This window comes from uncultured Jatrophihabitans sp. (assembly GCF_964251945.1).
GTDB lineage: Bacteria > Actinomycetota > Actinomycetes > Mycobacteriales > Jatrophihabitantaceae > Jatrophihabitans.
The window spans coordinates 101,901-126,412 of sequence record NZ_CAXULP010000003.1; the positions used below are offsets into that span (position 1 = coordinate 101,901).

Genomic DNA, 24,512 nt, shown 5'->3' on the forward strand with positions numbered 1-24,512 from the left:
GACGTCATCGAGCCGGACGGGCGACGCCGACGAGCGAGTCCAGCCGGCCGAAGTTGGCCCGGGCGAGCGGGTTGAGCACGAAGCGGTCGATCTGCATGCCGGCGTGCTCGGCGACGGTGCGGTGCGTCCGCGGCGTGAAGTGCCAGATGTGCTCGGTCGGCTTGAGCGTCCACCACCGCTCGCGCAGCACCCGGGCCGGCAGGGAGGAGAAGTACGGCGTGGAGAACAGCGCCACGCCGTCGTCGGCGACCAGCCGGCGCACCGCCCGCCAGAAGTCCACCGGGTCGGGCACGTGCTCGATGGTGTCCCAGGCGCAGATGACGTCGAAGCGGCCGTCGAGCGGCGCCTCGGCGAGCTGGGTCGAGTGCACGGTCAGCCCCGAGCGCTCGCGCGCGTGGGCCGCGGCGCTGGCCGACAGCTCGACGCCGGTGACGTCGTAGCCGCGCCGGCGGGCGGCGGTCAAGAACAACCCGTACGCGCTGCCGATCTCGAGCAGCCGGGCCCCGGTCGCCGGCTTGCCGGACGCCTGTTCGGCGAGGTCGAGCCGGCCAGCCATCCAGCGCCGCTGCAACGCCATCGCCGGGCTGAACCGGCTGCCGCCACTGCTGACGCCGCTGCCGCCACTGTCGGCGGCACCATTGCCATTGACGCCGCTGCCGCCGTAGACGCTGCCGGCGCCTTCGAAGTAGCCGACGTCGTCGTAGAGCCGCTGCAGCGCGTCGGGAGTCAACCGCGGGCTCACGAACACAAGCGAGCAGCGCGGGCAGCGTACGACGCCGAACGGATCAAGGTCGTAGATCGGGCGGCCCGCACGGGAGCACACACAGCACACGACGGCCTCGGTGTCGGTGCGCTCCCAGTTCTGCGCCGCTCGCCCTGCCTGCACCGCTGCACGCTATCGGGTCGTGCCTCTTGACACGGTTGACGAGTCGCCCGAGCCCGCCGGGCCGCCCGAGCCCGCGGGTTCGCTCGGGATCAGGGGCGCCCGTTGCTCGAGCAGCCGGGCGAGGCGGTCGCGCACGACTTCGGGCAACGCGTCCGGCAGCTCGCCATGGCACAGGACGTAGCGGTCCGGGTCGGCGTCGGCGGCCTCGACCAGGGTCCGCGCGACCGCCTCGACGTCGAGATCGTGCGTCCCCCCGGCGAAGGACAGCGCGCGCTCGACGCCGACCGGCAGGCTGTCGACCACCAGGCTCAGCTCGGGACGCAGATCCGCCGCGCCCCAGCGGTTGATCGCGCGGATGCGCTCGACATCCGCTCCGCGACCCCCGCCGTGCAGGGCCGCGCTGGTGAGAGCGAAGCGGTCGCAGACGACGACCTCGCCGCGGCGCAGCGCAGGGCGCAGCACCGTCGCCACGTGCTCGGCGCGGTCTGCTGCGGACAGCAAGGCCGCGGTCTCCGGCTCGATCGACTGCGCGTCCAGCCCGTCGCCCGCGCCGTGCAGCAGCTCGGCGACGCGTCGGCCGGTCGGCGAGTTGGTCGGCTCGGCGGTCGCGAGCACCACCACCCCGCGCTCGCGCACGGCCGCGGCGAGCAGCGCCGCGTACCCGGCAGTGGCGACCGGGTCGACGCCTTCGACGGTGAGAAAGAGGCCTTGGTGGTCGTCTGCGGGCCTGCCGAAGTTCGGGTGCAGCACCCGCCTGCGCAGGGCGTCGCGCATCGTCGTCGGCGACCGGGTCGCCCGCGATGTCGCGTAGAAGCTGACGAGCAGCGCGACCACCCCGCCGATCAGCAACGTCAGCCCGGGCGCGGACAGCCGCAGGTGGACGTCGTTGCCGAACGGGATCGCGTGCGAGCCGAGCAGACCGGCGAGGACGGGGCCGACGGCGATCGTCAGCAGCAGCGTGATGCGCACCGAGGACAGCACGAACGCGAAGATTCGGCCGCGCAGCCGGTCCTCGACCTCCTGGCCGATGAGCGTGTAGCCGATGATCCACGCCATCCCGGCGAACGCGCCGATCAGCGCCGCCAGGCCGTCGGCCAGGATGAAGTTGCGGATCACCGACGCGGCGAGCAACGTCACGCCGGCGCTGCCGATTGCCAGGCCGAACACCCGGCTGCGCGCGTAGCTCGGCATGATCTTGGGGCCGACCAGCATCCCGACGGCCAGGCCGGTGAACACGGTGCCGAACATGATCGCGTAGCCGGCGGTGCCCGCCGAGAGCGTCCTCACCCAGAGCTGGGCGACGCCGGCCGTCAGGCCGCCGGCGACGAACGCGCCGATGATGCCGACGTACAGCCCGCGGATCAGCGAGTTCCCGCGAACGAACACGACTCCCTCGCGCAACAGGGTGAAGACGCCCTGCTCCTGTTCGCGTTCAGCCGGCTTGCCTGCGATCCGGTGGCGGCTGAGGAAAACCGTCGAGGAGCTGACCAGGAATGTCAGCGTGTTCAGCAGCAGCGCGATGACGATGGCAGCGTTGACATGGTTCGCGTCCGTCGCGCTGGTGCCGCCGATCAGCCGGTTGATCGCGGACAGCAACGCGAACACGCCGGCAGCGACCGGCACCGTGCCGTACACCGAGAGCAGGGAGATCTGGTTGGCGGTGGCGAGCAGCCGCTTCGGCACGATCGCGACCCAGATGACCTGCTTGGCCGGCTGGGTGAACAGCCCGGCGGCCTCGATGACGAACTGGGCGATGTAGAGCCAGGCGAGGTTGTAGCCGATGGCGATCGAGGCGTAGAGCACGGCGGCGGTGAGCTCGCCGGCGATGACGGTTTTGCGGCGATCGAGCTTGTCGGCGATCGCGGCGGCGAACGCGCCGAAGAGCAGGTCAGGCGCCAGCCGGACGAGCAGCACGCCGGAGATCGCGACCCCCTGCGTGGCGACGGATTGCTCGCGGGTCAGCTGCTGGGCCAGGGCCGTATTGGCGAGCAGCCCGAGCCAGTCGCCCAGGCTGGAGAACGTGATCGCCGCCCACATCCGGCGGAAGATCGAGATGCGGAACAGCTCGAGCAACGCGTTCTCCCGCCGGGGCGCGCCGCCGAGCGCCGTGTCGTCCGGCAGGTTGCCGGTCACGTCGAGCCGGCGCTCGGGTCCACGGCGGCGCTCGGGTCCGTCGGGGCGAGGAGGTCCGCGACCGGCCGCCGGACGATCGCCAGCGTCACGCTGCCCAGGCCGCCCAGCGTGACCTCGTCCACCCCCCAGAGCCGCTTGCCGGCGCGGTCGATGTACACGATCGAAAGCGACACCGGCGTGGGCGGGTCGTGCTGCACGCCGCGCAGCCCGGAGCCGCCGCTCGTCCCCTGCACGAGCACGGTCGTCTGGCCGTGGCGGCGCGCCGCGCGGTTGTGCGTGTGGCCGGCGAGGACGAGTGGGACGAGCCCTTCGAGCGCGCGGCCGGCCGTTGGGTCGTGGGCGAGCGCGATGTCGACGTCCTGGCCGGCGAGGCTCGCCGCGAACTCGACCGCGCGTTCGGACACCCGGTGTGCGGCGTGGTCGTCGCCGGTCGTCTTGTCCGGCGTGAAGCGCGGGTCCGCCATGCCGGCGAAGCGCAGGCCGGCGACCTCGGCCGGCCCGTCGGCGACGTCGAGGACGACCGCGTTCGGCTGCGCTGCGACGGCGGCCGCGATGCCGGCCGAGTCGTGGTTGCCCTTGACGTAGACGTAGGGGACGCCGAGCCTGCCGATCTGCGCGGCGAAGCCCTGCTCGAGAGCGGTGCCCCAATCGACGAGGTCGCCGGTGTCGACGACCGCGTCGACGGCGTACTGCTCGACCAGTGCCTGCGCGAGCGGATAGGCGAGCGGGCTGAGGTGGATGTCGGACACGTGCAGCAGCCGGATCGCGTCGGCGGGCGGCGGCTCGGGCAGCGTCGCGATGCGCCGGTACACCCCGGTGCCGGTGCGCAGCAGGTCGGCGAGCTGATCGCGGTAGGTGTCGACGCGCTGCGGCGCAGTGCGCAGGTCGCCGACGATCGCCGGCGCCTCACGCAGCAGGCCGGTGAGCGCCGGGTCGCGCCAGGCGTCGCGGTCGACGCTCGCGGCGGCCGTCGCCGCTGCGGCGCCGAGCAGCGCGGCCGCGCCGGCGGTCGCCGTCGCGGGGCGGCGGACCGCGAGGCCGGCGAGAGCCGCCCCGCCGAGCGCGGTCACGGCCGATCTGATCGCGAGCGCGCGGCCGAGCAAGGCCGCCTCGGCGCCCAGATCGCCGAGTAGCGCGTGCAGCTGGCCGCGGAGGTCGGCGGCGTCCTGCGGGCTGTCCGGCATGCGCAGCAGCCCGTCCGCGCGCCCGGGGTCGACGTCGGTCGCCGTGAGCCGCACGCGCAACGGCCCGCGATGGGTCCGCACCCGCGCGGCGCCGAGCGGGGGCACGTCGAGCTGGGTGCCGGCATGCCGGGCGAGGTCTGCGGCGGCGACGACCCGCACCGGCCCGAGCCAGCGTGCGGTACGGCCCGCGAGCAGCAGGCCGAGCTGCGCGCCCCCGACGCCGGCCGCGAGCCCGACGCCGGTCTCTACCGCGCTGCGGACGGTGCGCGCGACCGGCCGCGGCCGCGGCTTGCGGACGGCGCGGTGCACGGGCGAAGCATAGGGCGTCGGCCCTGCGCGGCCGCCTCCGCCGCAAGTTGTCTTGACGTCAAGATATCTGGCTCGTAGATTGTCTTGACGTCAAGACATCGACCGTCGGGAGGCGCGGGCATGGACTGGAATCCGACGCAGTACCTCCGCTACGCCGACGAGCGCGAGCGGCCGTTCGCCGACCTGCTTGCCCGCATCGATTGCGCGGCGCCCCGCGCGGTCGTCGACCTCGGCTGTGGCCCCGGCAGGTTGACCGCCACGCTGGCGCAGCGCTGGCCGGCCGCGCGGATCGAAGGCGTCGACTCGTCCGCGGCGATGATCGAGTCCGCGCGGCCGCTCGAGACGCCCAACATCCGCTTTCGCGTCGCGGACGTCGCGGAGTGGACGCCCGAGCCGGACATCGACGTGATCGTCAGCAACGCGACGTTGCAATGGGTGCCCGAACACCGGTCACTGCTGACGCGATGGGCGGCCGCAATGCCCGCCGGCGGCTGGTTGGCGATGCAGGTGCCGGGCAATTTCGACGCGCCGTCGCATGTGCTCATGCGCGAGCTCGCGGCCTCGGCGCGGTGGGCGGCCCGGCTCGCCGGCGTGCTGCGGCATGCCGGCGCGGTGGACTCCCCGCCGGGCTACGCGCAACTGCTCGCCGCCGCCGGGCTGTCCGTGGACGTGTGGGAAACGACGTACCTGCACGTCCTGCGCGGGGCGGACCCGGTGCTGGAATGGGTGCGCGGGACTGGGCTGAGACCGGTGCTCGCGGCGCTGCCGGCCGATGAGGCGGCGCAATTCGAGCAGGAGTACGCGGCGCTGCTGCGCACGGCGTATCCAGCCGAGGCGGACGGCACGACCCTGTTCCCGTTCCGCCGCATCTTCGCCGTGGGACAGCGGCGATGATCACCGGCTATGACCACGTCCAGGTGGCCATTCCGCCGAACGCGGAGGACCTCGCACGGCAGTTCTACGGCGGTGCGCTCGGCATGATCGAGGTCCCCAAGCCGCCGGTGCTGGCCGCGCGCGGCGGCTGTTGGTTCGTCGGCGGCGCGGCTGTGCTGCACCTCGGCGTCGAGCAACCGTTCAGCCCGGCCCGCAAGGCGCACCCGGCGTTCCTCGTCGACGACCTGGACGGGCTGCGCGACATGCTGTCCGCGGCCGGCTGCGAGTGCGTGTCTTCCGACGGCGAGGTGCCAGGCGTGCGCCGCTTCCACACGAATGACCCGTTCGGGAACCGATTGGAGTTCCAGCAGGCCTGACCAGCTCGCGGCTGACCAGCTCGCGGCGCCCACGTCGCAGCGATCTTGTGCGATTTTCGGGGTCCATGACCCTGGCATGAGCACAACGCTTCCGAACACTGAAGGCGCGTCGTCCACAGATGGAGGCGGCCGGTTCCGGACCGAGCCCTGGTCCGCGCACGCTGTCGGCATGTTGACCGCTGCCGCGCGCGCCTCGCTCACCGTCGGCTCGTCGGTGTCGACGTTCGTCCGACTCCGGCGGGGCTGCGCCTGGCGCTTGTAGCGGCGCCGCGCGCTCGACACCGTCGCCTCCTAGCGGCCGCAATCGAGGACATCGCCCAGGGCGCGCACGCGTTGAGCGAGATCGACTTCGCCCGCCTTGTGTCGGCGGCACCGACTGCCGGAGCGCGCTGCTCGACTGAGCGCGACGCCCACGGCGACCACGGCGACCACGTGTCAGTTCAGGGCCAGGGCACTGAAATCAGCACAGGATCGGCTGGCGTCAGGCTTTCTTCGCGGGCACCTTCGCAGCCGCCTGCTTCGCGGACGCCTTCTTCGCTGCCGATTTCTTGGCAGCCGCTTTCTTTGCTGGCGATTTTTTCGCGGCCTTGCGCGGCGCTTTCTTCGCTGGTCCCCGCGCGCGACGGTCGGCCAGTAGTTCGGCGCCTCGCTCGTCGGTCAACGACGCGATGTCGTCGCCCTTGCGCAGCGACGCGTTCGTCTCGCCGTCGGTGACGTACGGCCCGAACCGGCCGTCCTTGATCACCATCGGCTTGCCGGACACCGGGTCCGCGCCGAGCTCGCGCAGCGGGGGCGCGGCCGCGGCCTGCCGACCACGCTGCTTCGGCTGGGCGAAGATCGCCGTGGCTTCGTCCAGCGTGATCGTGAACAGCTGGTCCTCGGACCCGATCGAGCGGGAGTCCGACCCGCGCTTGATATACGGCCCGTACCGGCCGTTCTGCGCGGTGACGTCCTCGCCCTCGAGCTGGCCGAGCGTGCGCGGCAGGGTAAGCAGCCGGGCGGCGTCGTCCAGCGTCACGGTGTCCAACGACATCGTCTTGAACAGCGACGCCGTCTTCTCCCCGTCCGTCACGTACGGCCCATACCGGCCGGCGCGGGCGGTGACCTCGCGGCCGTCCGACGTCGTGCCGAGCTCGCGGTCCCCGGACGGCGCGGACAACAACTCCTCGATCTTCTCCGGCGTCAGCTCGTCCGGCGCGAGATCCTCGGGCACGGACGCGCGCTGCGCGTCGTCACCCTCACCGCGCTGCAGGTACGGCCCGTACCGGCCGACCCGCACGACCGCGCCGTCGGCGAGAGAGATCGAGTTGACGCCGCGCGCGTCGATCTCTTCCAGCCGGGTGGCGATCAACCGCTTGAGGCCGCCCTGCGCGGAGATGCGCTCTGAGTCGTTCGCGTGCGCCGCCGCGGCGGGCGCGGCGGCGGGTGCAGCGGCGGGCACGACGGCGGGAACCGCGTCCGTCGAGCCGAAGTAGAAGCGCCGCAGCCATTCGACCCGCGAGCGCTCGCCCGACGCGATGTCGTCCAGGTCGTTCTCGACCGATGCGGTGAACCCATAGTCGACCAGCCGGGAGAAATAGGACTGCAGCAGGCCGACGACCGCGAACGCGGTCCAGGTCGGGACGAGCGCGGGGCCTTTCTTCCAGACGTACCCGCGATCCTGGATCGTCTGCATGATCGAGGCGTAGGTGGACGGCCGGCCGACGCCGAGCTCCTCCATCGCCTTGACCAGCGACGGCTCTGTGTAACGCGCCGGCGGCGAGGTGGTGTGCCCGGCCGGGTCGAACGAGCGCGGGTCCAGCGCGTCGCCGCGGGCGAGCTGCGGCAGCCGCTTCTCCGCGTCGTCCTTCTCCGCGGTGGTCTCGTCGGTGTCCTCGACGTAGGCGCGCAGGAACCCAGGAAAGGTGATCGTCCGACCGGACGTCGTGAACACCACCGCCTCGTCCGCGGCGGACGAGGCGCCGAGGCGCACGGACACCGTGGTGCCGACCGCGTCGGCCATCTGCGAGGCGAGCGTGCGTTGCCAGACCAGCTCGTAGAGCCGGAACTCCTCTGACGACAGCTGCTGGGCGACCTGGCCGGGCGTGCGGAAGCTGTCGCCGGCGGGCCGGATCGCCTCGTGCGCCTCCTGCGCGTTCTTCACCTTGCGGGTGTAGAGGCGCGGCTCGGCCGGCACGTAGGCGTCGCCGTACAGCTCGCGCGCCTGCGTCCGCGCGGCGGTGAGCGCGGTGGTCGACAGCGTCGTCGAGTCGGTGCGCATGTAGGTGATGTAGCCGTTCTCGTACAACCGCTGCGCGGTGCGCATGACCTGCTGCGCGGACCAGCGGAACTTGCGGCCGGCCTCCTGCTGCAGCGTCGAGGTCATGAACGGGGGGTACGGCCGGCGCCGGTACGGCTTCTCCTCGACCCCCTGCACCGCGAACGGCCGGCCATCGAGGCGGGCGGCGAGCCCGCGGGCGCCTGCTTCGTCGAGGTGCAACACGTTCGACGGCGCCCGGCCGGTCGCTGCGTCGAAGTCGCGGCCGGTCGCCAGCCGGGTGTCGTCGACGCTCACGAGCGTCGCGGTGAACGTGTCGGGGTCGGTCGGCTTGGGCTGGGCCGGGGCAAACGTGCCGACGACGTCCCAATAGGTCGCGGCATGGAACGCCATCCGCTCCCGTTCGCGCTCGACGACCATCCGGGTCGCGACGGACTGCACCCGGCCGGCAGACAGCCCGGGCAACACCTTCTTCCAGAGCACCGGGCTGACCTCGTAGCCGTAGAGGCGGTCGAGGATGCGCCGGGTCTCTTGCGCGTCGACGAGATGGTCGTCGATCTCGCGCGGGTTGCCGACGGCCGCGGCGATGGCGCTGGGCGTGATCTCGTGGAACACCATCCGGCGGACCGGGATCTTCGGACTGAGCGTCTCGACGAGGTGCCACGCGATCGCCTCGCCCTCGCGGTCCTCATCCGTGGCGAGGTAGAGCTCGGAGGCGTCCTTGACGAGCGCCTTGAGCTTGCTGACCTGCTGTTTGCGGTCCGGGCTGACGACGTAGAGCGGCTCGAAGTCGTGCTCGGTGTCGACGCCGAGGCGGGCCCATGCCTCGCCCTTGTGCGCGGCCGGGACGTCGGCGGCGTTGCGCGGCAGGTCGCGGATATGGCCGATGGAGGCCTCGACGATATAGCCGGAACCGAGGTAGCCGCCGATCGTCTTGGCTTTCGCAGGGGACTCCACGATCACCAATTTGGTGCCCGCGCCGCCACCCTTGCCTGCCACCAGCACTCCTCGAAGATCGACTCCGGGCGCTCTCGGCCCGACGTCGCGGACGCTACAGGACCGCGCCAACCAGCCAGTCCGCGTCAGTGGTCAGTTCGCGCGGTCAGTGGTCGCGAAACCGCGGCCACTGAGCTGCGAAACTGACCACTGACGGGTGTCAGGCGACGTTGACGGGCGTCGCCGGCTTCTGATCCGCCGCCGGCGCGTCGTCGCCCATCGAGACCTGTCGGCGCTTGGACACGATGACGGCCGCGGCGATGATCAGGAACGCGACGATGGCGATGGCGGCGCGCACGCCGTTGTTCTTGTCATCGCCCACGCTGTACTCGACGACGGCGGGCGCGATGAGCACGGCGACCAGGTTCATCACCTTGATCAGCGGGTTGATCGCCGGGCCTGCGGTGTCCTTGAACGGGTCGCCGACGGTGTCGCCGATGACGGTCGCGGCGTGCGGGTCGCTGCCCTTGCCGCCGTACAGGCCGTCCTCGACCATCTTCTTCGCGTTGTCCCAGGCGCCGCCGGAGTTCGCGAGGAACACCGCCATCAGCACGCCGGCCGAGATCGCGCCGGCGAGGTAGCCCGCCAGCGGGCCGGCGCCGAACGCGAAGCCGACGGTGATCGGGGCGAAGATCGCGAGCAGGCCGGGCGTGGCCAGCTCGCGCAGCGAGTCCTTGGTGCAGATGTCGACGACTCGCGCGTAGTCCGGCTTCTCGGAGAAATCCATGATCCCGGGGTGCTGGCGGAACTGGTCGCGCACCTCGTAGACCACCCGGCCCGCCGCCCGGCCCACCGCGCTGATCGCCAGGCCGCTGAACAGGAACACCGCGGCCGCGCCGATGATCGCGCCCACCAGCAGGTTCGGCGAGATGATCTGGAAGTCGATGCCGTTCGGGGCGTGGTGGTCGACGACCGCTTTGCTGACCGCCTCGGTGAACGAGCCGAACAGCGCCGTCGCGGCGAGCACGGCGGTCGCGATCGCGATGCCCTTGGTGATCGCCTTGGTGGTGTTGCCCACCGCGTCGAGGTCGGTGAGCACCCGCGCGCCGGCCTCGTCGATGTCGCCGCTCATCTCGGCGACGCCCTGCGCGTTGTCGCTGACCGGTCCGAAGGTGTCCATCGAGACGATGACGCCGGCGGTCGTCAGCAGGCCGGTGCCGGCGAGCGCGACGGCGAACAGCGCGACGCCGACCGAGCCGCTGCCCAGCAGGAACGCGCCGAACACTGCCAGCGCGATCAAGATCGAGGTGTAGACGGCCGACTCGAGGCCGAGTGAAATGCCGGACAGGATGACCGTTGCCGGGCCGGTCAACGACGTTTTCGCGACGTCCCTCACCGGCCGGCGGATCGTGTCGGTGAAATAGCCGGTCAGCTGCTGGATCAACACGGCGAGCACGATGCCGATCAGCACGGCGACGAAGGCGATGACTGCCGGGTTGCCGGAGGAGTCGGAGCCCGCGATGTCGGTGAACTTGCTGAACTTGCTCGGCAAGAAGGTGAACGCGGTGATCGCGACGAGGACCAGCGAGACGACGGCGGAGATGAGGAAGCCGCGGTTGATCGGCACCAGGCCGTTTCGGTCGCTCGCCCGAAGCTTGGTGGTCAGGATGCCGACGACGGAGCTGATGATGCCGATGCCGCCGATGATCAGCGGCAGCAGCAGGCCCTTCGCGCCGAACGCCTGTTGGCCGAGGATCAGCGCGGCCACCAACGTGACGGCGAAGGACTCGAACAGGTCGGCCGCCATGCCGGCGCAGTCACCGACGTTGTCGCCCACGTTGTCGGCGATGGTCGCCGCGTTGCGCGGATCGTCCTCGGGGATGCCGGCCTCGACCTTGCCGACGAGGTCGGCGCCGACGTCGGCGGCCTTGGTGAAGATGCCGCCGCCGACGCGCATGAACATGGCGAGCAGCGCGCCGCCGAAGCCGAAGCCCTCGAGCACGGTGGGAGCGTTGTCGTTGAAGCAGAGCAGCACGATCGAGGCGCCCAGCAGGCCGAGGCCGACGGTGAGCATGCCGACGATGCCGCCGGTGCGGAACGCGATGTGGAAGCCTCGCTCGCTGCCGCCGCCCCGGGCGGCCGCGGCGACCCGGACGTTCGCGCGGGTCGCCATCGTCATGCCGATGTAGCCGACGGTGGCCGAGAAGGCGGCGCCGACGAGGAAGAACACCGCCCGGAAGACGCGCACGGTCGTCTCGTCGTGGTCGACGCTGACCGGCAGGACCAGCAACAACACGAAGACGATGATCGAGAAGACGCCCAGCGTGCGGAACTGCCGGTTCAAGTACGCCGCCGCGCCTTCCTGCACCGCCTTGGAGATCTCTTGCATGTTGGCGGTGCCGGTGTCGGCGGCGAGGACCTCGCGGACGAGGACGTAGGAGTAGATCAGGGCCAGCACGGCGAGCGCGAGAATGACGAACACGAAGCCGCGCTGCCCGCTCGTGATTCCGGGCAGAGCTCGGACGACCGAGCCGGCGGTGGTGCTGAGGTGGTGCGCGGCCATGCAATCCCCTTGTGTCGACTCGCCGAACTGTGGCCGGGCTCGATGCCCGACGACGCACAGGAACGCCACCGGGCAATCCCAGCCGAGGCGTTGACCGGCGGAGTGTAACGCGCAGCTCGGACGGTTCGGCGGTGCGGGCTCAGGCGCCGGCTGAGGGCCGGGCCGGAGCTGGCGTCAAGAGGAGATGCTGGCGACCGCGTCGTCGACGGTGGCGTGAATGGCGAAGACGCCGTCGAGCCCGGTGATCGTGAACAGCTTCAGGATGCGTTCCTGGCTGCAGACCAACGCCAACGAGCCGCCCGCTTCGGTGGTGGCCGCGCGTGCTTCGACGAGCGCGCCCAGCCCGGTGGAGTCGAGGAACGCGACCTCGGTGAGGTCGACGACCACGCTGCTGACGCCGGACTTCAGCAGCCCGGTCAGGCTGTCCTTCAGAGCGGGGGCGGAATAGACGTCGACCTCGCCGCTGACCGAAACGACGGGGACGTCCCCATTTGCTCGGCGGGACACGGACACGTCCACTCGCTGCCACCTTCGTCTAAATCCGCCCGCCGACGTCTGTTTCGCCGGGCGTGCGGGCCCCGGTCAGCATGCCACAACGGCGAGCCCGGACGGCGCCTCGCCGCCACCCGCTCCGCGATTGCCGCGTGCGAACGCCTGGCGGGCGGGCGCCGTGGTCAGCTCGGCAGCCGGCCCGCGCGTGCCGTCGCCGACACCGCCCGCGACCCCACCAGCGGCAGCCACGCCGTCGCGCTGACCCGGACCGTCACCGTGCCGCTGCGCCCCGCGGGGTCGAGCGACACCGAGCACGTGACGAGCCGAGCGGCGTTGCGCCGCGCGACGATCGCCGCGGCGGAACAGCTGGCCGAGCTGACGCCGATCTGCGCGGCGCCGGCCAGCGCGGCGAGGTCGGCCCCAGCCTCCGCCCGCGAGCGCGCCAGCACCGCCAGCCCGCGCAGCGTCGCCGCCGCCGCGACGACCAGGAGCAGGCTGCAGCCGGCGAGCACCCAGAGCGAGGCCGAGCCGCGCTCGCCCGCAGCACGCCGGGGCCGGGCCGGCCGCCGCGCGCGGCACCGGCCGGCCGGCGCGCTCACGGCGCTCCGGCCCGCGGCTCGACGGCGGCCACCGCGCGTTCGGCGAACGACATCGCGGGCACGATCCCGCCGAGCGGGCGCACCGAAGAGCGCACGACGGCGACCGCATATCCGCCGGCGACGGTGAGCTGCAGACGCGCGCCCGGAGCGGCGGCGGCACCTAGTCGACGGGCCGCGGCGACGTCGCCGCGGCCGGCGGCCCGTGCCGCCTCGCGCGCGGCGTCCTGCGCGCGCGCCCGGGCGTCGACGGCGGAGACCGCGCTCACGGCGACCGCGAGGACGAGCAACAGCACCGGCAGGCACGCGGCGAGCTCGGCCGTCGCCATGCCGCGGTCGCGGCCTCGATCGACCCGCCGATCGCGGCGCCGACGACTGCGCCGGCCACCCCGCCGGTCAGAGCGCATGCAGCGCCGACCGGACGATCGAGCTGAGCGTCGCGGACACCGCGGGGCTGCGGACGACCTTGTAGAGGACGACGGCGAACGCGACCGCAGCCACAGTGCCCACTGCGTACTCCGCCGTCGTCATGCCGGCGTCGAGCGCGAGCCGGGCGCGATCGGCGCGTCGCCGCAACAAGACCGCGGCGTGGGCGAAGAGGCGGAACGGGAAGCGGCGGAACGGGAAGAGGAGAACGATCACGACTGGAGACATGCGTCGAGCTTGGCCGCGGACGGCGGGGGGGCGCCGCGCCCTTCTTATTCCTGTGGACCACGAGGACGCCTGTGGACGACGGCGGGCCTGATGTCGCCCCCCGCAGCTACCGTCCGCCTGGGGCCGTCATGGCCTGTGGTCGCGCTCACCGTCGCGCGCGCCGCCCCTGGCGGTGGTTGCAACGCCGAAGTCCGCGAGCTCCCGCGCTCGATCCACACGGTTCGCCGTGGGCTCGCCTGTGCCACGACAGCAGCCGTGGTCATCGGCACGATGCCCAACTCGAGCCGGACGCGATGATCGGCCCACGCCCGACGGTCGTTGCGCTCGGCGGCGATCAGCACACCAGCGTCGTACACCGCGCACGCCGAGCGCGGCCGGGCCGACGCCTCGATCTCGCCCGCTATCCGGTGGCGCGCGGCACGGAGCTCCTCGTCGGTGAACGGTCCGTGCCCGAGGTAGGAGCCTTCAGCCTGTCGTGACCAAGGCGGCGTCAAGCATTCCGCAAGCGCCGGCCGCGACCGTGATGCGACACCGCAGAGCCCCTCACCACGGAGGAACACGATGACCAGCACCACCTACCCCCCGAGCGCCTTGCTCGAGTCGCTCGCCGCCGGCCTCGCCGGTTCCCTGCACCTGCCTGGCTCGCCTGGGTATGAGGCGCTTGCCCAGCCCTGGAACGTCGCGGTGGCCGATCGGCCCGTCGCGGTCGTCGTGGCGCACTCGGCCGGCGACGTCGTCGCAGGAGTCCAGTACGCCGCCGAGCACGGAGTGCAGGTGAGCGTCCAGGCCACCGGGCACGGCGCAGTGGAGTACGCCAAGCCCACCGTGCAGATCAACACCGCGGCGCTGCGTGAGCTCACGATCAGCGCGTCCGGCGCGGCCCGCGCCGGGGCCGGGCTGACGTGGGCAGAAGTCATCGACGCGTCCGCGCCGCTCGGCTTCGCCGCACTGGCCGGCTCCGCGCCCGGCGTCGGCGTCGTCGGCTTCCTCACCGGCGGCGGCATCGGCCCGGTGGCCCGCACCTACGGCGTGTCCGCCGACTACGTGACGGCCTTCGACGTGGTCACTGGCGACGGTGTCCTGCGCCGCGCCACCGCGACGGAGAACCCCGCGCTGTTCTGGGGTCTGCGCGGAGGCAAGGGCGCTCTCGGGATCGTCACCGCCGTCGAGTTCGACCTCGTCCCGCTCGCACAGCTGCTCGGCGGCTGCCTGTTCTTCGACGGCGCCGACACCGCGCCGGTGCTGCATGCGTGGGCCGAGTGGACAGCCACACTGCCCGAGCAGGCGACATCGTCGGTGGCGATCGTCCGACTGCCGCCGATGCCAGGCGTGCCAGCGCCCTTAGCCGGCACAGTCGCCGTCGCCGTCCGCTTCGCGTGGGTCGGCGACCCCGACGAAGGCCGACGCGTCTTGGCCGCGATCGAATCGGCCGGCCGGGTTGTCTTCGGCGGCGTCGGCGTCATGCCCTACGCCGCGATCGGGATGATCCACAGCGACCCGGTCGACCCGATGCCGAGCTACGACGCGGGCACCCTGCTGCACTCGCTGCCAGCCGAGGCGATCGACACGATCGTCGCGCTCGCGGGCCCGGGGGCCGAATGTCCCCAGGTGATCGTCGAGCTGCGGCACCTCGGCGGGGCGATCGCCCGCGAACAGGGCGGTGCCAGCGCGTTCAGCCACCGCGACGCCGCGTACTCGTTCTTGACGATCGGCATCGCGGCGCCGCCGGTCGCCAACGCCACTCGCGAACACGCCGCGGCCGCCCTCGACGCGCTTGCCCGGTGGAGCGACGGCGCCTGCCTGCCGAACTTCCACACCTCGGGCGATCCCGTCCAGTTCGCTCGCAAGTACGACGACGCGACCCTCGAGCGGCTCGCGTCACTGACCGAGGCATACGACCCGTCGGGCGTCATCGCGTTCGGCGCCATCGTCCGCGCCGCGGCCGAGCTCGTCAGCTGACACGTGCGAGCGGGCCGGGGCCTCGGTGCTCCGTCATAAGCGACCGAAAGCGACCGGTCAGGTAACGACCATCAGAAAGGACGTGTCGTGGACACCGAACACTCGCCCCCGCCCCGACCGGCATCCCCAGCGGCGGATGCCGCCGAGATCCTGGCGATCGCGCTGGGCGCACGAGCCCACTCGGAATCGGCCGGTGATGACGACGGCCTGCCGATCGACGACGGCCTGCCGATCGACGACAGCGTGGACGGCGGCGGTTGCGGTCCCGCCGCGCATGGACCGACATCGTCGCCGGTTCGTTGACAGACTCGGACCAGGGCTGCGCCGAGGCCGCAGCCGACGAACAGCAAGGCGGGCGCAGATTGGACACGTTGGAGTTCTGTCCTGGGGCCGATGCGGATCCTGCGGGACGGTCGGGCTGTCGAGCTCGGGCCCGGCCGGCGTCGGGCGATCATCGCCGCGCTCCTGGTAGACGTCGGCCAGCTGGTGCTCTTCGAGACGTTGGTCGAACGCGTGTGGGATTCCTCAGCGCCGAACAAGCCGATGGCGAGCATCCACACCTACGTCTCCCGGCTCCGGAGCGCGATGCGCACGGTCGACCCCGCCGGACACGACGTGCCGTCGCCGCTGCTGACCGAGACCGCCGGCTACCGGTTGGCCGTGGACCCGATGGCGGTGGACTCGGTCCGCTTCGAGCGGCTGCTCGAGGACGCCGAGCGGTGCCGGGACCAGGGCAGCTTTCGCCAAGGCCGCGAGCTGATCGGACGTGCGCTCGAGCTGTGGCGCGGCCCGGCGTATATGGACGTCCGCGCACCGTTCGCCGAGGCCGAAGCCGAACGACTCAATTCGGCGCGGGAACGAGCGGCGGAACTCGCGATCACCCTCGACATGCTGCTCGGTCGGGATGCGGCAGTGCTCCCTCGACTCGAGGAGATGGTCGCCGCCAATCCGTTCCGCGAGTCGCTGCAGGGTTCGCTGATGCTCGCGCTGTACCGAACCGGCCGGCAGGCCGACGCCCTGGGTCGCTACCGGCTGGTCCGGGAGCTGTTGGCCGACGAGCTCGGCATCGACCCAGGTCAGGAGTTGCGTGACCTGCACGAGCGCATTCTCGCCCAGGACCCGGACCTCGATCCGATCGGCGCCGGCGCCGCCGCGCCCGTCCCCGCACCGGCGGCCGGCGGCGAGACGGCCCGGGACCTGGAGCCGGACCCGGTCCGACAGACGGGCACTGCGCCGGTCCGTGCCCAGCTGCGAATGGTCGGTCGGCAAGCGGAGCTACGACGAGTGCAGGAGCGGGTGGCCGAAGCCTGGTCGGATGGCGCCGTGCTGGCTGTGACGGTCGTCGGCGAGGCGGCATCGGCAAGAGTCGGTTGGCGGACGAAGTCGCCACCTGGGCGAGCAGCCGATCGGCAGTGGTGGCTTGGGGGCGCTGCTGGCACCACGACGGGGCGCCACCGCTGTGGCCGTGGATCCAGCTGCTGGCCACCGTGGCCGCGACCACGCCGGAGGAGGAGTTGATCGCCGCCCTGCAAGACCGGGCCGGCCCGGTGCGTGCGCTCGTGCCCGATCTGCCGAGCCTGCGCGAGATCGGCCGAGCCGGCGAGGACGAGGTGTCGATCGCGCAGAGTCAGGTGCAGCAATTCGACGCCATCACGGCCTTCCTCGAACACCTGGCCGAGAGGCGGCCGCTGCTGCTCATCCTGGAGGACATGCACTGGGCCGACAGCGCCAGCCGCAGGATGGCCGAGTACCTGGTCACTCATTTCACCGGCCGCAACCTCTCGCTGGTGTGCACCGTGCGCGCACCCACCGAGGACCCTGGGACCACGGGCCAGGACCTGCTGGGCGCGCTTGCCCGGACGGGGCGCTGTGAACGCGTGTCGCTCAGCGGGCTGACGGACTCCGACGTCCGGGAGTACGTCCGCGACCGCACCAACGCCGACCTCGACGACGTGACTGCGCGAACTCTGGTGGACCGGACGGCAGGCAATCCGTTCTTCGTCGGCGAGATCGTCCGGCTGCTGGTCACCGACGCCTACGCGGCGGCGACCGGCGCCACCACGAGTGGCGCACAGATCCCCGCCGAAGTTCCGGACACCGTCCGCGAGGTGATCCTGCAGCGGGTGCACCGGCTCGATCCGAACGAGCAAGCAGTGCTGCGGACGGCGGCCGTCGCCGGATCCGGCTTCGACCTCGAGCTGATCGAGCAGGTCAGCGGGCTTGCCGACGACGTCGTCGACGAGGCGGTCGACAGCACCACCGCGACCGGGTTCCTGTGCTCGGATCCTGCGCTGCCGGGACGGCATCGCTTCACGCACGCGCTGGTTCAGCAGACGATCGCCGAAGACGTCGGGCCGGCGCGCCGCATCCGGCTGCACGGTCGCATCGCCGACGTCCTCAGACAACGCGCAGACGGTCAACCGCTCGCCCACGCCGAGGACATCGTCTACCACCTCGTCGCGACCGGCACGGAACCGAATATCGACCTCGCCGTCGAGTTGGTCCTCCGACTGGCCGACGCCGCGATGGCCCGGCCGAACTACCCGGAGGCCGACTCGCTGCTGATGCGGGCTCTCGACCTGGTCGAGCGGCTTTCCGGGCCGACCGCGGAGACCCGCGAGATGTCGACCCTCATCCGGTTGTGCTCGCTGCACGACCTCGTCCATGGTCCCGCGTTGCCCGGCGGACCGACGCTGTTCGCACCTGCCACCGCGCTCCGACGCCGCGCGCTGGAACTCGCCCGGCGCCTGGCCGGCGATCGCGATCTGCTCGCCGCCCTCTACGGATCATGGGCGCTCGCGGACGGCACCGCGGACTTCGTCGCTGCGGCCGCCGCGACCGAGGAGCTGGCCCTGGTCGCCGAGGCGACCGATGACGAGCTGATGCGGCTGGTGCACCGGTATCTGGTCGGTCACAGCGTCCTTCAACAGGGCCGACTGCGCGAGGCCGAACACAACTTCACGGCGGTTGTCGACGCGATCGCCGACGTGGACACCACCACGTCGCTGGCTCTCCTGTCCACGCCGCTCGAGGCGACGTGGGGTTGGCGCGCCGTCACCCGCGTCCTACTCGGCGATGACGTTGGCGCTGACGCCGACCTCGCGGTCAACGAGCAATACATCGGCCATGAGCACCCCTCGGTCGACGTCAACGCGGCGGCGTGCGCCGCGTTTGCCGCAGTACTGCGTGACCGTCCTGACGAGGCACTGCCGTACGCCGGCTACTCCGTCTCGACCTCGGCCACGGCTGGCCTGATGGCGATTGGCGCCTACGTCTCGGTCTTTCGCGACTGGGCCCGGGAGCGGCTTGACCCGGGGTCGGCACTGGCCGATCTGCGGGCCGCCCTGGCGGCATTCGCCGGCGGCAAGTCCGTCGTGCTGCGCCCGTACCTGCGGGGCCTGCTCGTCGACGTCCTGGAACGCGCGGGCGACCCGGCCCGGCTCGCCGAGGCCACGACCACCCTTGATCAGGCGTTCGCCGAGATGGCGAGGAACGGGAACGAATTCGGCCGGCCGGATCTGCACCGACTGCGCGCTCGCGTCCTACGCAGGCGCGGTGACGACACCGAAGCCCGACGCGAGGACGAGCGAGCAGCCGCAGCGACAGCCGCACAACAAAGGTGAAGCAAGAACTCTGCAAGCCCCCGCGGGCATGGCCGGCGCACCGAACCGAGAGGACCCGCCATGACCACCGACGCACCCTCGTTTCGGCTACGGGCTACTGGCCGTAGTGATACCTGCAGGCGGCAATACGAATATCGTCGGCGGCAATCTTGTAAACCAGGCGGTGCTCGTCGGTGATTCGCCGCGACCAGTATCCGGCGAAATCGTGCTTCAGCGGCTCGGGTTTGCCGATGCCTGCGTTCCCAGTGCGGCCGATGTCCTGGATGAGCGCGTTGATGCGTTTGAGCACGCGACGGTCCTGGCTGTGCCACCAGAGATAGTCATCCCAGGCGTTCTCGTCCCAGACGAGCAGCACCTCAGTCGGTGTCCACCAGCTCGTGTACGACCCCACGTCCGGCCTCGAGGCGCTCCATTGCATCGAGCAAACGTCGGGCATTGGCCGGGGAGCGCAGCAGGTAGGCGGTCTCGCGCAACGACTCGAAGTCTGCCAACGAAACGATCACGACCGGATCGTGCCCGGCGCGAGTGATCACAATCTCCTCGCGGTCGTTGGCCACCGCGTCGAGCACCTCCGCGTACCGCGCCCGGGACTCGGTGTAACTCATCGTCTTCACCGCGACCACCTCCTGTACAGATAAATGTACGTCACAGCCTTCGCCAGGCAGAGCCAGGCGTCAGAGCTGCGCGGTGGACAACCAGGTCGCGAACGCGCGCAGCCCGCGAACGTGGGCCGGCCGCGCCGCTCCGTTGACCAGGACCGGCTCGCCGGTGGGCTTGCCGACCAGCGCGACCGGGCGAACCTCGGCGGTCGGCTTGGCAAGCCGCCGCTGCGCCCGCCGGGCACGCCGGGCGGCGCGCGCCTGCCGAGCGGCGGACGCGGCGGCGAGATTGGTCTGGGCGCGGTCGCGAATGATGCCGGTGGTGATGTCGTCGTACATGACGTGCCTCCTGGTGCCGTTTTGCTGACACCGTCGACATTTCTGCTAAGTCCCCCGGCCCGGCATCGGGAGTTCGCCTACGGTTCGCAGGCTTGTCCGACGTCCGGCGGGTAGATCCTGGGTCCGGCGCCTTAAGGATGGTCACGGCAGCGCGCCGCCGAGCGCCGTGCGGGCAATGCCGACGACCACCGGCACGACGCCCAAGCAGACGAAGGACGGCAGGAAGCACGCGGCCAGCGGCGCCATCGCGGCGACCCCCACCCGCGCGGCTCGGGCGGCTGCGCCGGCCGCGCGTTCTTCGCGCAGCGTGCGGGCAAGCCCTTCGAGAGCGCCCGCGAGCTTCACGCCGCTGGCGGCGCTGCGCACCGCGACCGGTGCGACCGGTGCGAGCGGCCCACGAGCCGCCGGCGCCCACGCCTGCGCCGCGGACGAGCCGAGTTCGAGCAGGCCGGCGACGCGGCGCAGCATCGCCGCCGTTTGCTCAGATCCGGCCGGCGCGGCGATCGACAGCGCCGCCGGCACCGGTTTGCCGGCGCGCAGTCCCGCCGCGGCAAGGTCGAGCACGAGCGGCAGCGACGCGTCCGCCGCAGCGGCAACCGGCCGCCGCTGCAGGGCGCGCAGGCCGAGCAGCGTCGCGGGGCTCATGATCAACGCCACCGCCAGGCCAGGCAGCCCGCCGACCAGCACGCACGCGGCCGCCACCAGCGATGCCGCGACCACCGGACCGGCGCGCTCGACGGCAGCCGCCGCTCGGACGGGACGGGTGTCTCGCGCGAAGCCGGGCGCGACGAGCGCGGCGGCGGCGAGCGACAGCCACCCGAGGGCACCGCTCACCCGCGCTCCGCACTGCCCAGCAGCCGCTGCATCCACAGCACGCCGGCGACGTCGAGCAACACGCCCGCGCAACACGTCAGCCGCCCGGCCGGCGTGTCGAGCAGAAACCTCAGCGGGTTCGCGTCCATCGTCGTGCCGAGCGCGACGCCGACGAGCGGCAACCCCGTTAGCACCAGCGCCGAGGATCGCGGGCCGGCCAGCGCCACGGCCACCGCTCGGCGCGTCCGGTCGCGAGCGCCGACGTCGGCCAGCACCCGTTCGAGCACGCCGGTCAGTGCGGCGCCGGTCTGCTCGCTGAGCTGCCAGGCGACCGCGACCGGCCGCAGGTCCGGATGTTCGGCCAGCCGCTGCCCGGCGCCAGCTCCGCTTTCGGCGCCATCCGCCGCTCGATCGAGCACCGCTTCGTGCGCCGGCGACGCCCGGGCGGCAGCGCGCAGCGCCTCGCCCGGCCGGGCGCCCGCCGCCAGCTCGGCCACCAGCACCTGGAGCGCGGAGCCCAGCTGCGCTCGCGTCCGAGCCGCCGCGTGCCGCCGGACCAGCCCACGACCCACCGACCAGGCCGCGCCAGCGACCGCCGCACTGGCCACGCCCAACGCCGGACCTGCCGACCAGGCGATCCCGCCGACCAGGGCCAGGCACGCTCCCGCCGACCCGACCGCCGTCGGCCGCGATCTGGACGGCGAGGACCGCCACCACGCGCCGGCGCGGGCGCCCGGCCGGCCAGCGCCGACGGCGAGCCGGCGGCCGGCGCTCAACGCCGCCACCCGCGCCGACGCAGTGCCGCCGCCGGACGCCGTCAGGATCAGCGTGGCCGCGAGCGCCAGCCAGCACACCGTCATCAGCGGCCGCCGCTCGCCGGTCGCGCCGCGAGCCGATCGGCCAGCCGGGCCGCCAGCTCGTCGGCCGCGGCGCCCGGGCCGCCGGCGGCCGTCCACGCCGACGTGGCCGTCACCGCGTCGCCGGTCCGGGACAGCAGGCCGATCTCGGCGACATGCCGACGCCCGGCGCCGTCGCGCCGCAAGTGCACGACGACGTCGAGCGCGGCGGCGACCAGGCTGGTCACCGCGGCGGACGGCAGTCCGGCAAGAGCGCCGAGCGCGGCGAACCGAGCGGGCACGTCGGCCGCGGAGTTGGCGTGCAGCGTCGCGCCGCTGCCCTCGTGCCCGGTGTTCAGCGCGACGAGCAGCTCGATCATCTCCGCGCCGCGGAACTCCCCGACGACGAGCCGGTCCGGCCGCATGCGCAGCGCCTGCCGGACGAGCTCGCGCAGTCCCACTTCGCCCGCGCCCTCGACGTTCGCGCCGCGCCGCGCGAGCCGCACGGCATGCGGATGGGCCACCACCAGCTCGCGCGCGTCCTCGATCACCACGAGCCGCTGATCCGCCGGCACGCAGCCAAGCAACGCGCCCAGCAAGGTGGTCTTGCCGGTGCCCGTCCCGCCGGTGACGACGAAGGCCAGCCGGGCCGCGACGATGTCGGCGAGCAGCTGTGCGGCGGCGCCGGGCAGCGCCCCGCGCGCGGCGAGCGCGGCCAGGTCGAGCGGGCGTCGCGCGAGCACCCGAAGCGAGAGCGTCGGGTGCACGGCCAGCGGCGGCAACACCGCGTGCAGCCGGGTTCCGTCCGGCAGCAACGCGTCGACGAACGGCTGCGCGTCGTCCAGCCGGGCGCCGGCGGCGGCGACCAGCCGCTGGGCGAGCCGGCGGACCTCGGCGCCGTCGGCGAAGCGGACAGCCGTGCGTTCCAGACCGGCGCCGCGATCGAGCCACACCTCGTCCGGCGCGTTGACCAGCACATCGGTGACGCCAGCGGCGGCGAGCAACGGCTCGAGCGGGCCGGCGCCGCGCAGCTCCGCCTCGACCGCGCGCCGCAGATCGGCAAGAGCCACGTCGTCGGCGATGCCCGCCGCTTCGAGCCGCACCGCCTCGCCGACCGGAAGATGATCGGCGACGACCCGGTGGCGGACGCGATCCACCAGGTCACTCATCGCCGGGCCGCCGGTTCGCCGGCCGGGCCCGCTTCGGCCGGGCCCGCTCCGGCCAAGAGACCGCCGGCCACCCGGGTGAGGCCGCGTGGGGGCCGGCGGCCGGCCAGGTCCGCGGGGCTCGAGCCGAGCGCCGGCAGGGTGCCGAGGAGCCGAACGCCGACCGCTCGCGCGGCGTCGGCCGCCGGGACCGGCCCGCGCCGGACGACCGCGCCGGCCGGCGCGGCGGGGAGGTCTCCGACCGCCGCGTGCGCCGCGACAACGCCAGGCACGTCCGCCCGGACCAGCACGACGACGAGGTCGCAGACCGCGAGCGCGGCAACGCGTGCCGCGCAGCAGTGCCGAGGCAAGTCCAGCACCACCGTGCGCCCGGTGTCCCGCGCCGTCTCGAGCACCTGGCCGACCGCGGCCGCGTCCAGCTCGACGGTGTCCGCCGCGAGCACGGCGCAGCCCGCCCACCGGGCGAGCCCGGCGACCAACGTGTCGGGATCGAGCCGGCCGCCGGCCAGGCGCAGGCCGGACCACCGCGCCCCCGGCTCGCGCTCGATGCCGAGCAGGACGTCGATCCCCCCGCCGGCGACGTCCAAATCGACGAGCACCGCGGGCGCCGCCGCAGCGGCCAGCGCGGCGGCGAACGACGAGGCGCCCACCCCGCCGCTGCCACCGAGCACGCCCAGCACCGCCATGCGGGTCAGCGAACCTCGCTCGGCGGCCGCGCGGGCGGCCGAACGGCAGGCTGTGGACAGACCGGCGGGTTGTGGACGGCCGACTTGACAGCTCCCGACGCGCCGTCGCCCGCGATCCGTATCCTCGTTCCTCGTGGCAGCGGCGCGGACGGCGGCGTTCTTCGACCTCGACAAGACGATCATCGCCAAGTCGAGCGTGCTGGCGTTCGGCCGGCCCTTCTACCAAGGCGGCTTGATCAACCGCCGAGCGGTGCTGCGCAGCGCCTACGCGCAGTTCATGTTCGCCCTGGCCGGCGCCGACCACGACCAGATCCAACGCATGCGCGCCTACCTGACCTCCATGTGCGCCGGGTGGGACGTCGCCCAGGTCCGCGAGATCGTCTCCGAGACGCTGCACCAGATCATCGACCCGATCGTCTACGTCGAAGCCGTCGACCTGATCGCGATGCACAAGGCCGCCGGTCGGGACGTGATCATCGTCAGCACGTCGGGCGAGGAGGTCGTCAGCCCGGTCGGCGCGATGCTCGGCGCCGACGAGGTCATCGCCACCCAGATGGTCGTGCAGGACGGCAAGTACACCGGCGAGATCAGCCGCTACGTCTACGGGCCGGAGAAGGCGCGGGCGGTCGTCGAGCTGGCCGCCGATCGCGGCTACGACCTCGGCGGCAGCTACGCATATTCGGACTCGGCGACCGACGTGCCGATGCTCGAGACCGTCGGCCACCCGTACGCCGTCAACGCCGACCGGACATTGCGCAAGGTCGCCGGCGAACGAGACTGGCCGATGCTGACGTTCTCGAACGCGGCCCCCCTCCGCGAGCGGCTCGCCGGCATGCGGCCGGAGCATCCGGCGACCGCCGCGACGGTGGTCGGGGCCGGTGTCGCGGCCGCCGGGCTCGTCTGGTTCACCGCCCGACGGCGTCCGTTCCGGGCCTGAGGACTCGTTTCGGCGCACATCCGTTCGCGGGGTCTTGCGTGAGGTGCGTCACAGCGCTTGAATGACAGCACGGACGGCGCGCGTCGATGGCGGTACAGCCCCCAGCGAACGCCGAACGAACTGGACGGACGGGCACCCACGCGGCGATCCCACCACGCACAGGTGAGTCGGCGCGGATCTGCGGCATCGCCGCCGCGGACCGCGCACGACACTCGCAAGGGCACGCTTGGTAACCCGGCCGTCCGGGTCGCCGCACCGGCGGCGCCGCTTCTCGCAAGCGGCGCCGCCGTCCAC

The 24,512-nt window shown here is 72.6% G+C and carries 23 protein-coding genes; 7 read left to right on the forward strand and 16 right to left on the reverse strand.

The genetic code is table 11. The annotated features are described in order from the left end of the window. Positions 1 to 4 precede the first annotated feature (4 nt). Genes ACFFBG_RS07925 through ACFFBG_RS07935 form a run of 3 tightly spaced genes read right to left on the reverse strand, consistent with a single transcriptional unit; the run spans position 5 to position 4,512 of the window. On the reverse strand, positions 5 to 886 hold the full coding sequence (locus ACFFBG_RS07925; protein ID WP_375477416.1) for a class I SAM-dependent methyltransferase: 882 nt from the start codon (positions 884 to 886) through the stop codon (positions 5 to 7). A 9-nt stretch (positions 887 to 895) separates the two neighbouring features. Then, positions 896 to 3,019, reverse strand: coding sequence for a bifunctional MFS transporter/dTMP kinase (locus ACFFBG_RS07930; RefSeq protein ID WP_375477418.1), 2,124 nt, complete (start codon positions 3,017 to 3,019; stop codon positions 896 to 898). Then, positions 3,016 to 4,512: a metallophosphoesterase gene (locus tag ACFFBG_RS07935; protein ID WP_375477420.1), complete on the reverse strand. Its 1,497-nt coding sequence runs from the start codon at positions 4,510 to 4,512 to the stop codon at positions 3,016 to 3,018. Before ACFFBG_RS07935 ends, ACFFBG_RS07930 begins: the two co-directional genes overlap by 4 nt. A gap of 120 nt (positions 4,513 to 4,632) precedes the next feature. Between ACFFBG_RS07935 and ACFFBG_RS07940 the strand changes: the two genes are divergently transcribed. After that, positions 4,633 to 5,406, forward strand: a complete 774-nt coding sequence (locus ACFFBG_RS07940; protein ID WP_375477422.1) for a trans-aconitate 2-methyltransferase — start codon at positions 4,633 to 4,635, stop codon at positions 5,404 to 5,406. After that, positions 5,403 to 5,762 (forward strand): VOC family protein, encoded by a 360-nt coding sequence (locus ACFFBG_RS07945; RefSeq protein WP_375477424.1) that lies wholly within the window; start codon positions 5,403 to 5,405, stop codon positions 5,760 to 5,762. Before ACFFBG_RS07940 ends, ACFFBG_RS07945 begins: the two co-directional genes overlap by 4 nt. A gap of 481 nt (positions 5,763 to 6,243) precedes the next feature. On the opposite strand, the gene topA is transcribed toward ACFFBG_RS07945, so the two are convergent. The 6 genes from topA to ACFFBG_RS07975 all read right to left on the reverse strand — a co-directional run bounded on the left by topA (position 6,244) and on the right by ACFFBG_RS07975 (position 13,260). Beyond that, on the reverse strand, positions 6,244 to 9,018 hold the full coding sequence (gene topA, locus ACFFBG_RS07950) for a type I DNA topoisomerase (RefSeq protein WP_375477426.1): 2,775 nt from the start codon (positions 9,016 to 9,018) through the stop codon (positions 6,244 to 6,246). A gap of 157 nt (positions 9,019 to 9,175) precedes the next feature. Continuing rightward, positions 9,176 to 11,518 (reverse strand): sodium-translocating pyrophosphatase, encoded by a 2,343-nt coding sequence (locus ACFFBG_RS07955; protein WP_375477428.1) that lies wholly within the window; start codon positions 11,516 to 11,518, stop codon positions 9,176 to 9,178. A gap of 174 nt (positions 11,519 to 11,692) precedes the next feature. Continuing rightward, on the reverse strand, positions 11,693 to 12,037 hold the full coding sequence (locus tag ACFFBG_RS07960) for an STAS domain-containing protein (protein ID WP_375477430.1): 345 nt from the start codon (positions 12,035 to 12,037) through the stop codon (positions 11,693 to 11,695). A 155-nt stretch (positions 12,038 to 12,192) separates the two neighbouring features. Next, a complete protein-coding gene (locus tag ACFFBG_RS07965) occupies positions 12,193 to 12,609 on the reverse strand; it encodes an Rv3654c family TadE-like protein (protein WP_375477432.1) in 417 nt (138 codons plus the stop codon). After that, positions 12,606 to 12,935: a TadE family type IV pilus minor pilin gene (locus ACFFBG_RS07970; protein ID WP_375477434.1), complete on the reverse strand. Its 330-nt coding sequence runs from the start codon at positions 12,933 to 12,935 to the stop codon at positions 12,606 to 12,608. Before ACFFBG_RS07970 ends, ACFFBG_RS07965 begins: the two co-directional genes overlap by 4 nt. Positions 12,936 to 13,002: 67 nt before the next feature. Further along, on the reverse strand, positions 13,003 to 13,260 hold the full coding sequence (locus ACFFBG_RS07975) for a DUF4244 domain-containing protein (protein WP_375477436.1): 258 nt from the start codon (positions 13,258 to 13,260) through the stop codon (positions 13,003 to 13,005). A 561-nt stretch (positions 13,261 to 13,821) separates the two neighbouring features. On the opposite strand from ACFFBG_RS07975, the gene ACFFBG_RS07980 reads away from it, so the two are divergent. The 4 genes from ACFFBG_RS07980 to ACFFBG_RS07995 all read left to right on the forward strand — a co-directional run bounded on the left by ACFFBG_RS07980 (position 13,822) and on the right by ACFFBG_RS07995 (position 18,842). After that, positions 13,822 to 15,219, forward strand: coding sequence for an FAD-binding oxidoreductase (locus ACFFBG_RS07980; protein WP_375477438.1), 1,398 nt, complete (start codon positions 13,822 to 13,824; stop codon positions 15,217 to 15,219). Between the two features lie 87 nt (positions 15,220 to 15,306). Further along, positions 15,307 to 15,522 carry a hypothetical protein gene (locus tag ACFFBG_RS07985; RefSeq protein ID WP_375477440.1) on the forward strand — a complete coding sequence of 72 codons (216 nt, stop codon included), beginning with the start codon at positions 15,307 to 15,309 and terminating at the stop codon, positions 15,520 to 15,522. A gap of 90 nt (positions 15,523 to 15,612) precedes the next feature. Further along, on the forward strand, positions 15,613 to 16,737 hold the full coding sequence (locus ACFFBG_RS07990) for a BTAD domain-containing putative transcriptional regulator (RefSeq protein ID WP_375477442.1): 1,125 nt from the start codon (positions 15,613 to 15,615) through the stop codon (positions 16,735 to 16,737). Further along, on the forward strand, positions 16,632 to 18,842 hold the full coding sequence (locus ACFFBG_RS07995; RefSeq protein WP_375477444.1) for an AAA family ATPase: 2,211 nt from the start codon (positions 16,632 to 16,634) through the stop codon (positions 18,840 to 18,842). The genes ACFFBG_RS07990 and ACFFBG_RS07995 overlap by 106 nt, the downstream gene beginning before the upstream one ends. 94 nt (positions 18,843 to 18,936) lie before the next feature. Here ACFFBG_RS07995 and ACFFBG_RS08000 read toward each other — a convergent pair whose 3' ends face one another. From ACFFBG_RS08000 to ACFFBG_RS08030, 7 genes are all read right to left on the reverse strand, one after another. Next, the gene (locus ACFFBG_RS08000) at positions 18,937 to 19,197 is read right to left on the reverse strand and encodes a Txe/YoeB family addiction module toxin (RefSeq protein WP_375477446.1); all 261 of its coding nucleotides are present in this window, start codon (positions 19,195 to 19,197) and stop codon (positions 18,937 to 18,939) included. Position 19,198: 1 nt separating this feature from the next. After that, positions 19,199 to 19,456: a type II toxin-antitoxin system Phd/YefM family antitoxin gene (locus tag ACFFBG_RS08005; protein ID WP_375477448.1), complete on the reverse strand. Its 258-nt coding sequence runs from the start codon at positions 19,454 to 19,456 to the stop codon at positions 19,199 to 19,201. 60 nt (positions 19,457 to 19,516) lie between these two features. Next, the gene (locus ACFFBG_RS08010) at positions 19,517 to 19,780 is read right to left on the reverse strand and encodes a hypothetical protein (RefSeq protein WP_375477450.1); all 264 of its coding nucleotides are present in this window, start codon (positions 19,778 to 19,780) and stop codon (positions 19,517 to 19,519) included. A 141-nt stretch (positions 19,781 to 19,921) separates the two neighbouring features. Then, entirely contained in the window at positions 19,922 to 20,614 is a 693-nt protein-coding gene (locus tag ACFFBG_RS08015) for a type II secretion system F family protein (protein ID WP_375477452.1), read from the reverse strand. Continuing rightward, entirely contained in the window at positions 20,611 to 21,453 is an 843-nt protein-coding gene (locus ACFFBG_RS08020) for a type II secretion system F family protein (protein WP_375477454.1), read from the reverse strand. Before ACFFBG_RS08020 ends, ACFFBG_RS08015 begins: the two co-directional genes overlap by 4 nt. After that, entirely contained in the window at positions 21,453 to 22,598 is a 1,146-nt protein-coding gene (locus tag ACFFBG_RS08025) for a TadA family conjugal transfer-associated ATPase (RefSeq protein WP_375477456.1), read from the reverse strand. The genes ACFFBG_RS08020 and ACFFBG_RS08025 overlap by 1 nt, the downstream gene beginning before the upstream one ends. Continuing rightward, the gene (locus tag ACFFBG_RS08030; RefSeq protein ID WP_375477458.1) at positions 22,595 to 23,281 is read right to left on the reverse strand and encodes a hypothetical protein; all 687 of its coding nucleotides are present in this window, start codon (positions 23,279 to 23,281) and stop codon (positions 22,595 to 22,597) included. Before ACFFBG_RS08030 ends, ACFFBG_RS08025 begins: the two co-directional genes overlap by 4 nt. A 133-nt stretch (positions 23,282 to 23,414) precedes the next feature. Here ACFFBG_RS08030 and ACFFBG_RS08035 point away from each other — a divergent pair, with 133 nt between their 5' ends. Next, positions 23,415 to 24,218, forward strand: a complete 804-nt coding sequence (locus ACFFBG_RS08035) for an HAD family hydrolase (protein ID WP_375477460.1) — start codon at positions 23,415 to 23,417, stop codon at positions 24,216 to 24,218. Positions 24,219 to 24,512: the final 294 nt, after the last annotated feature.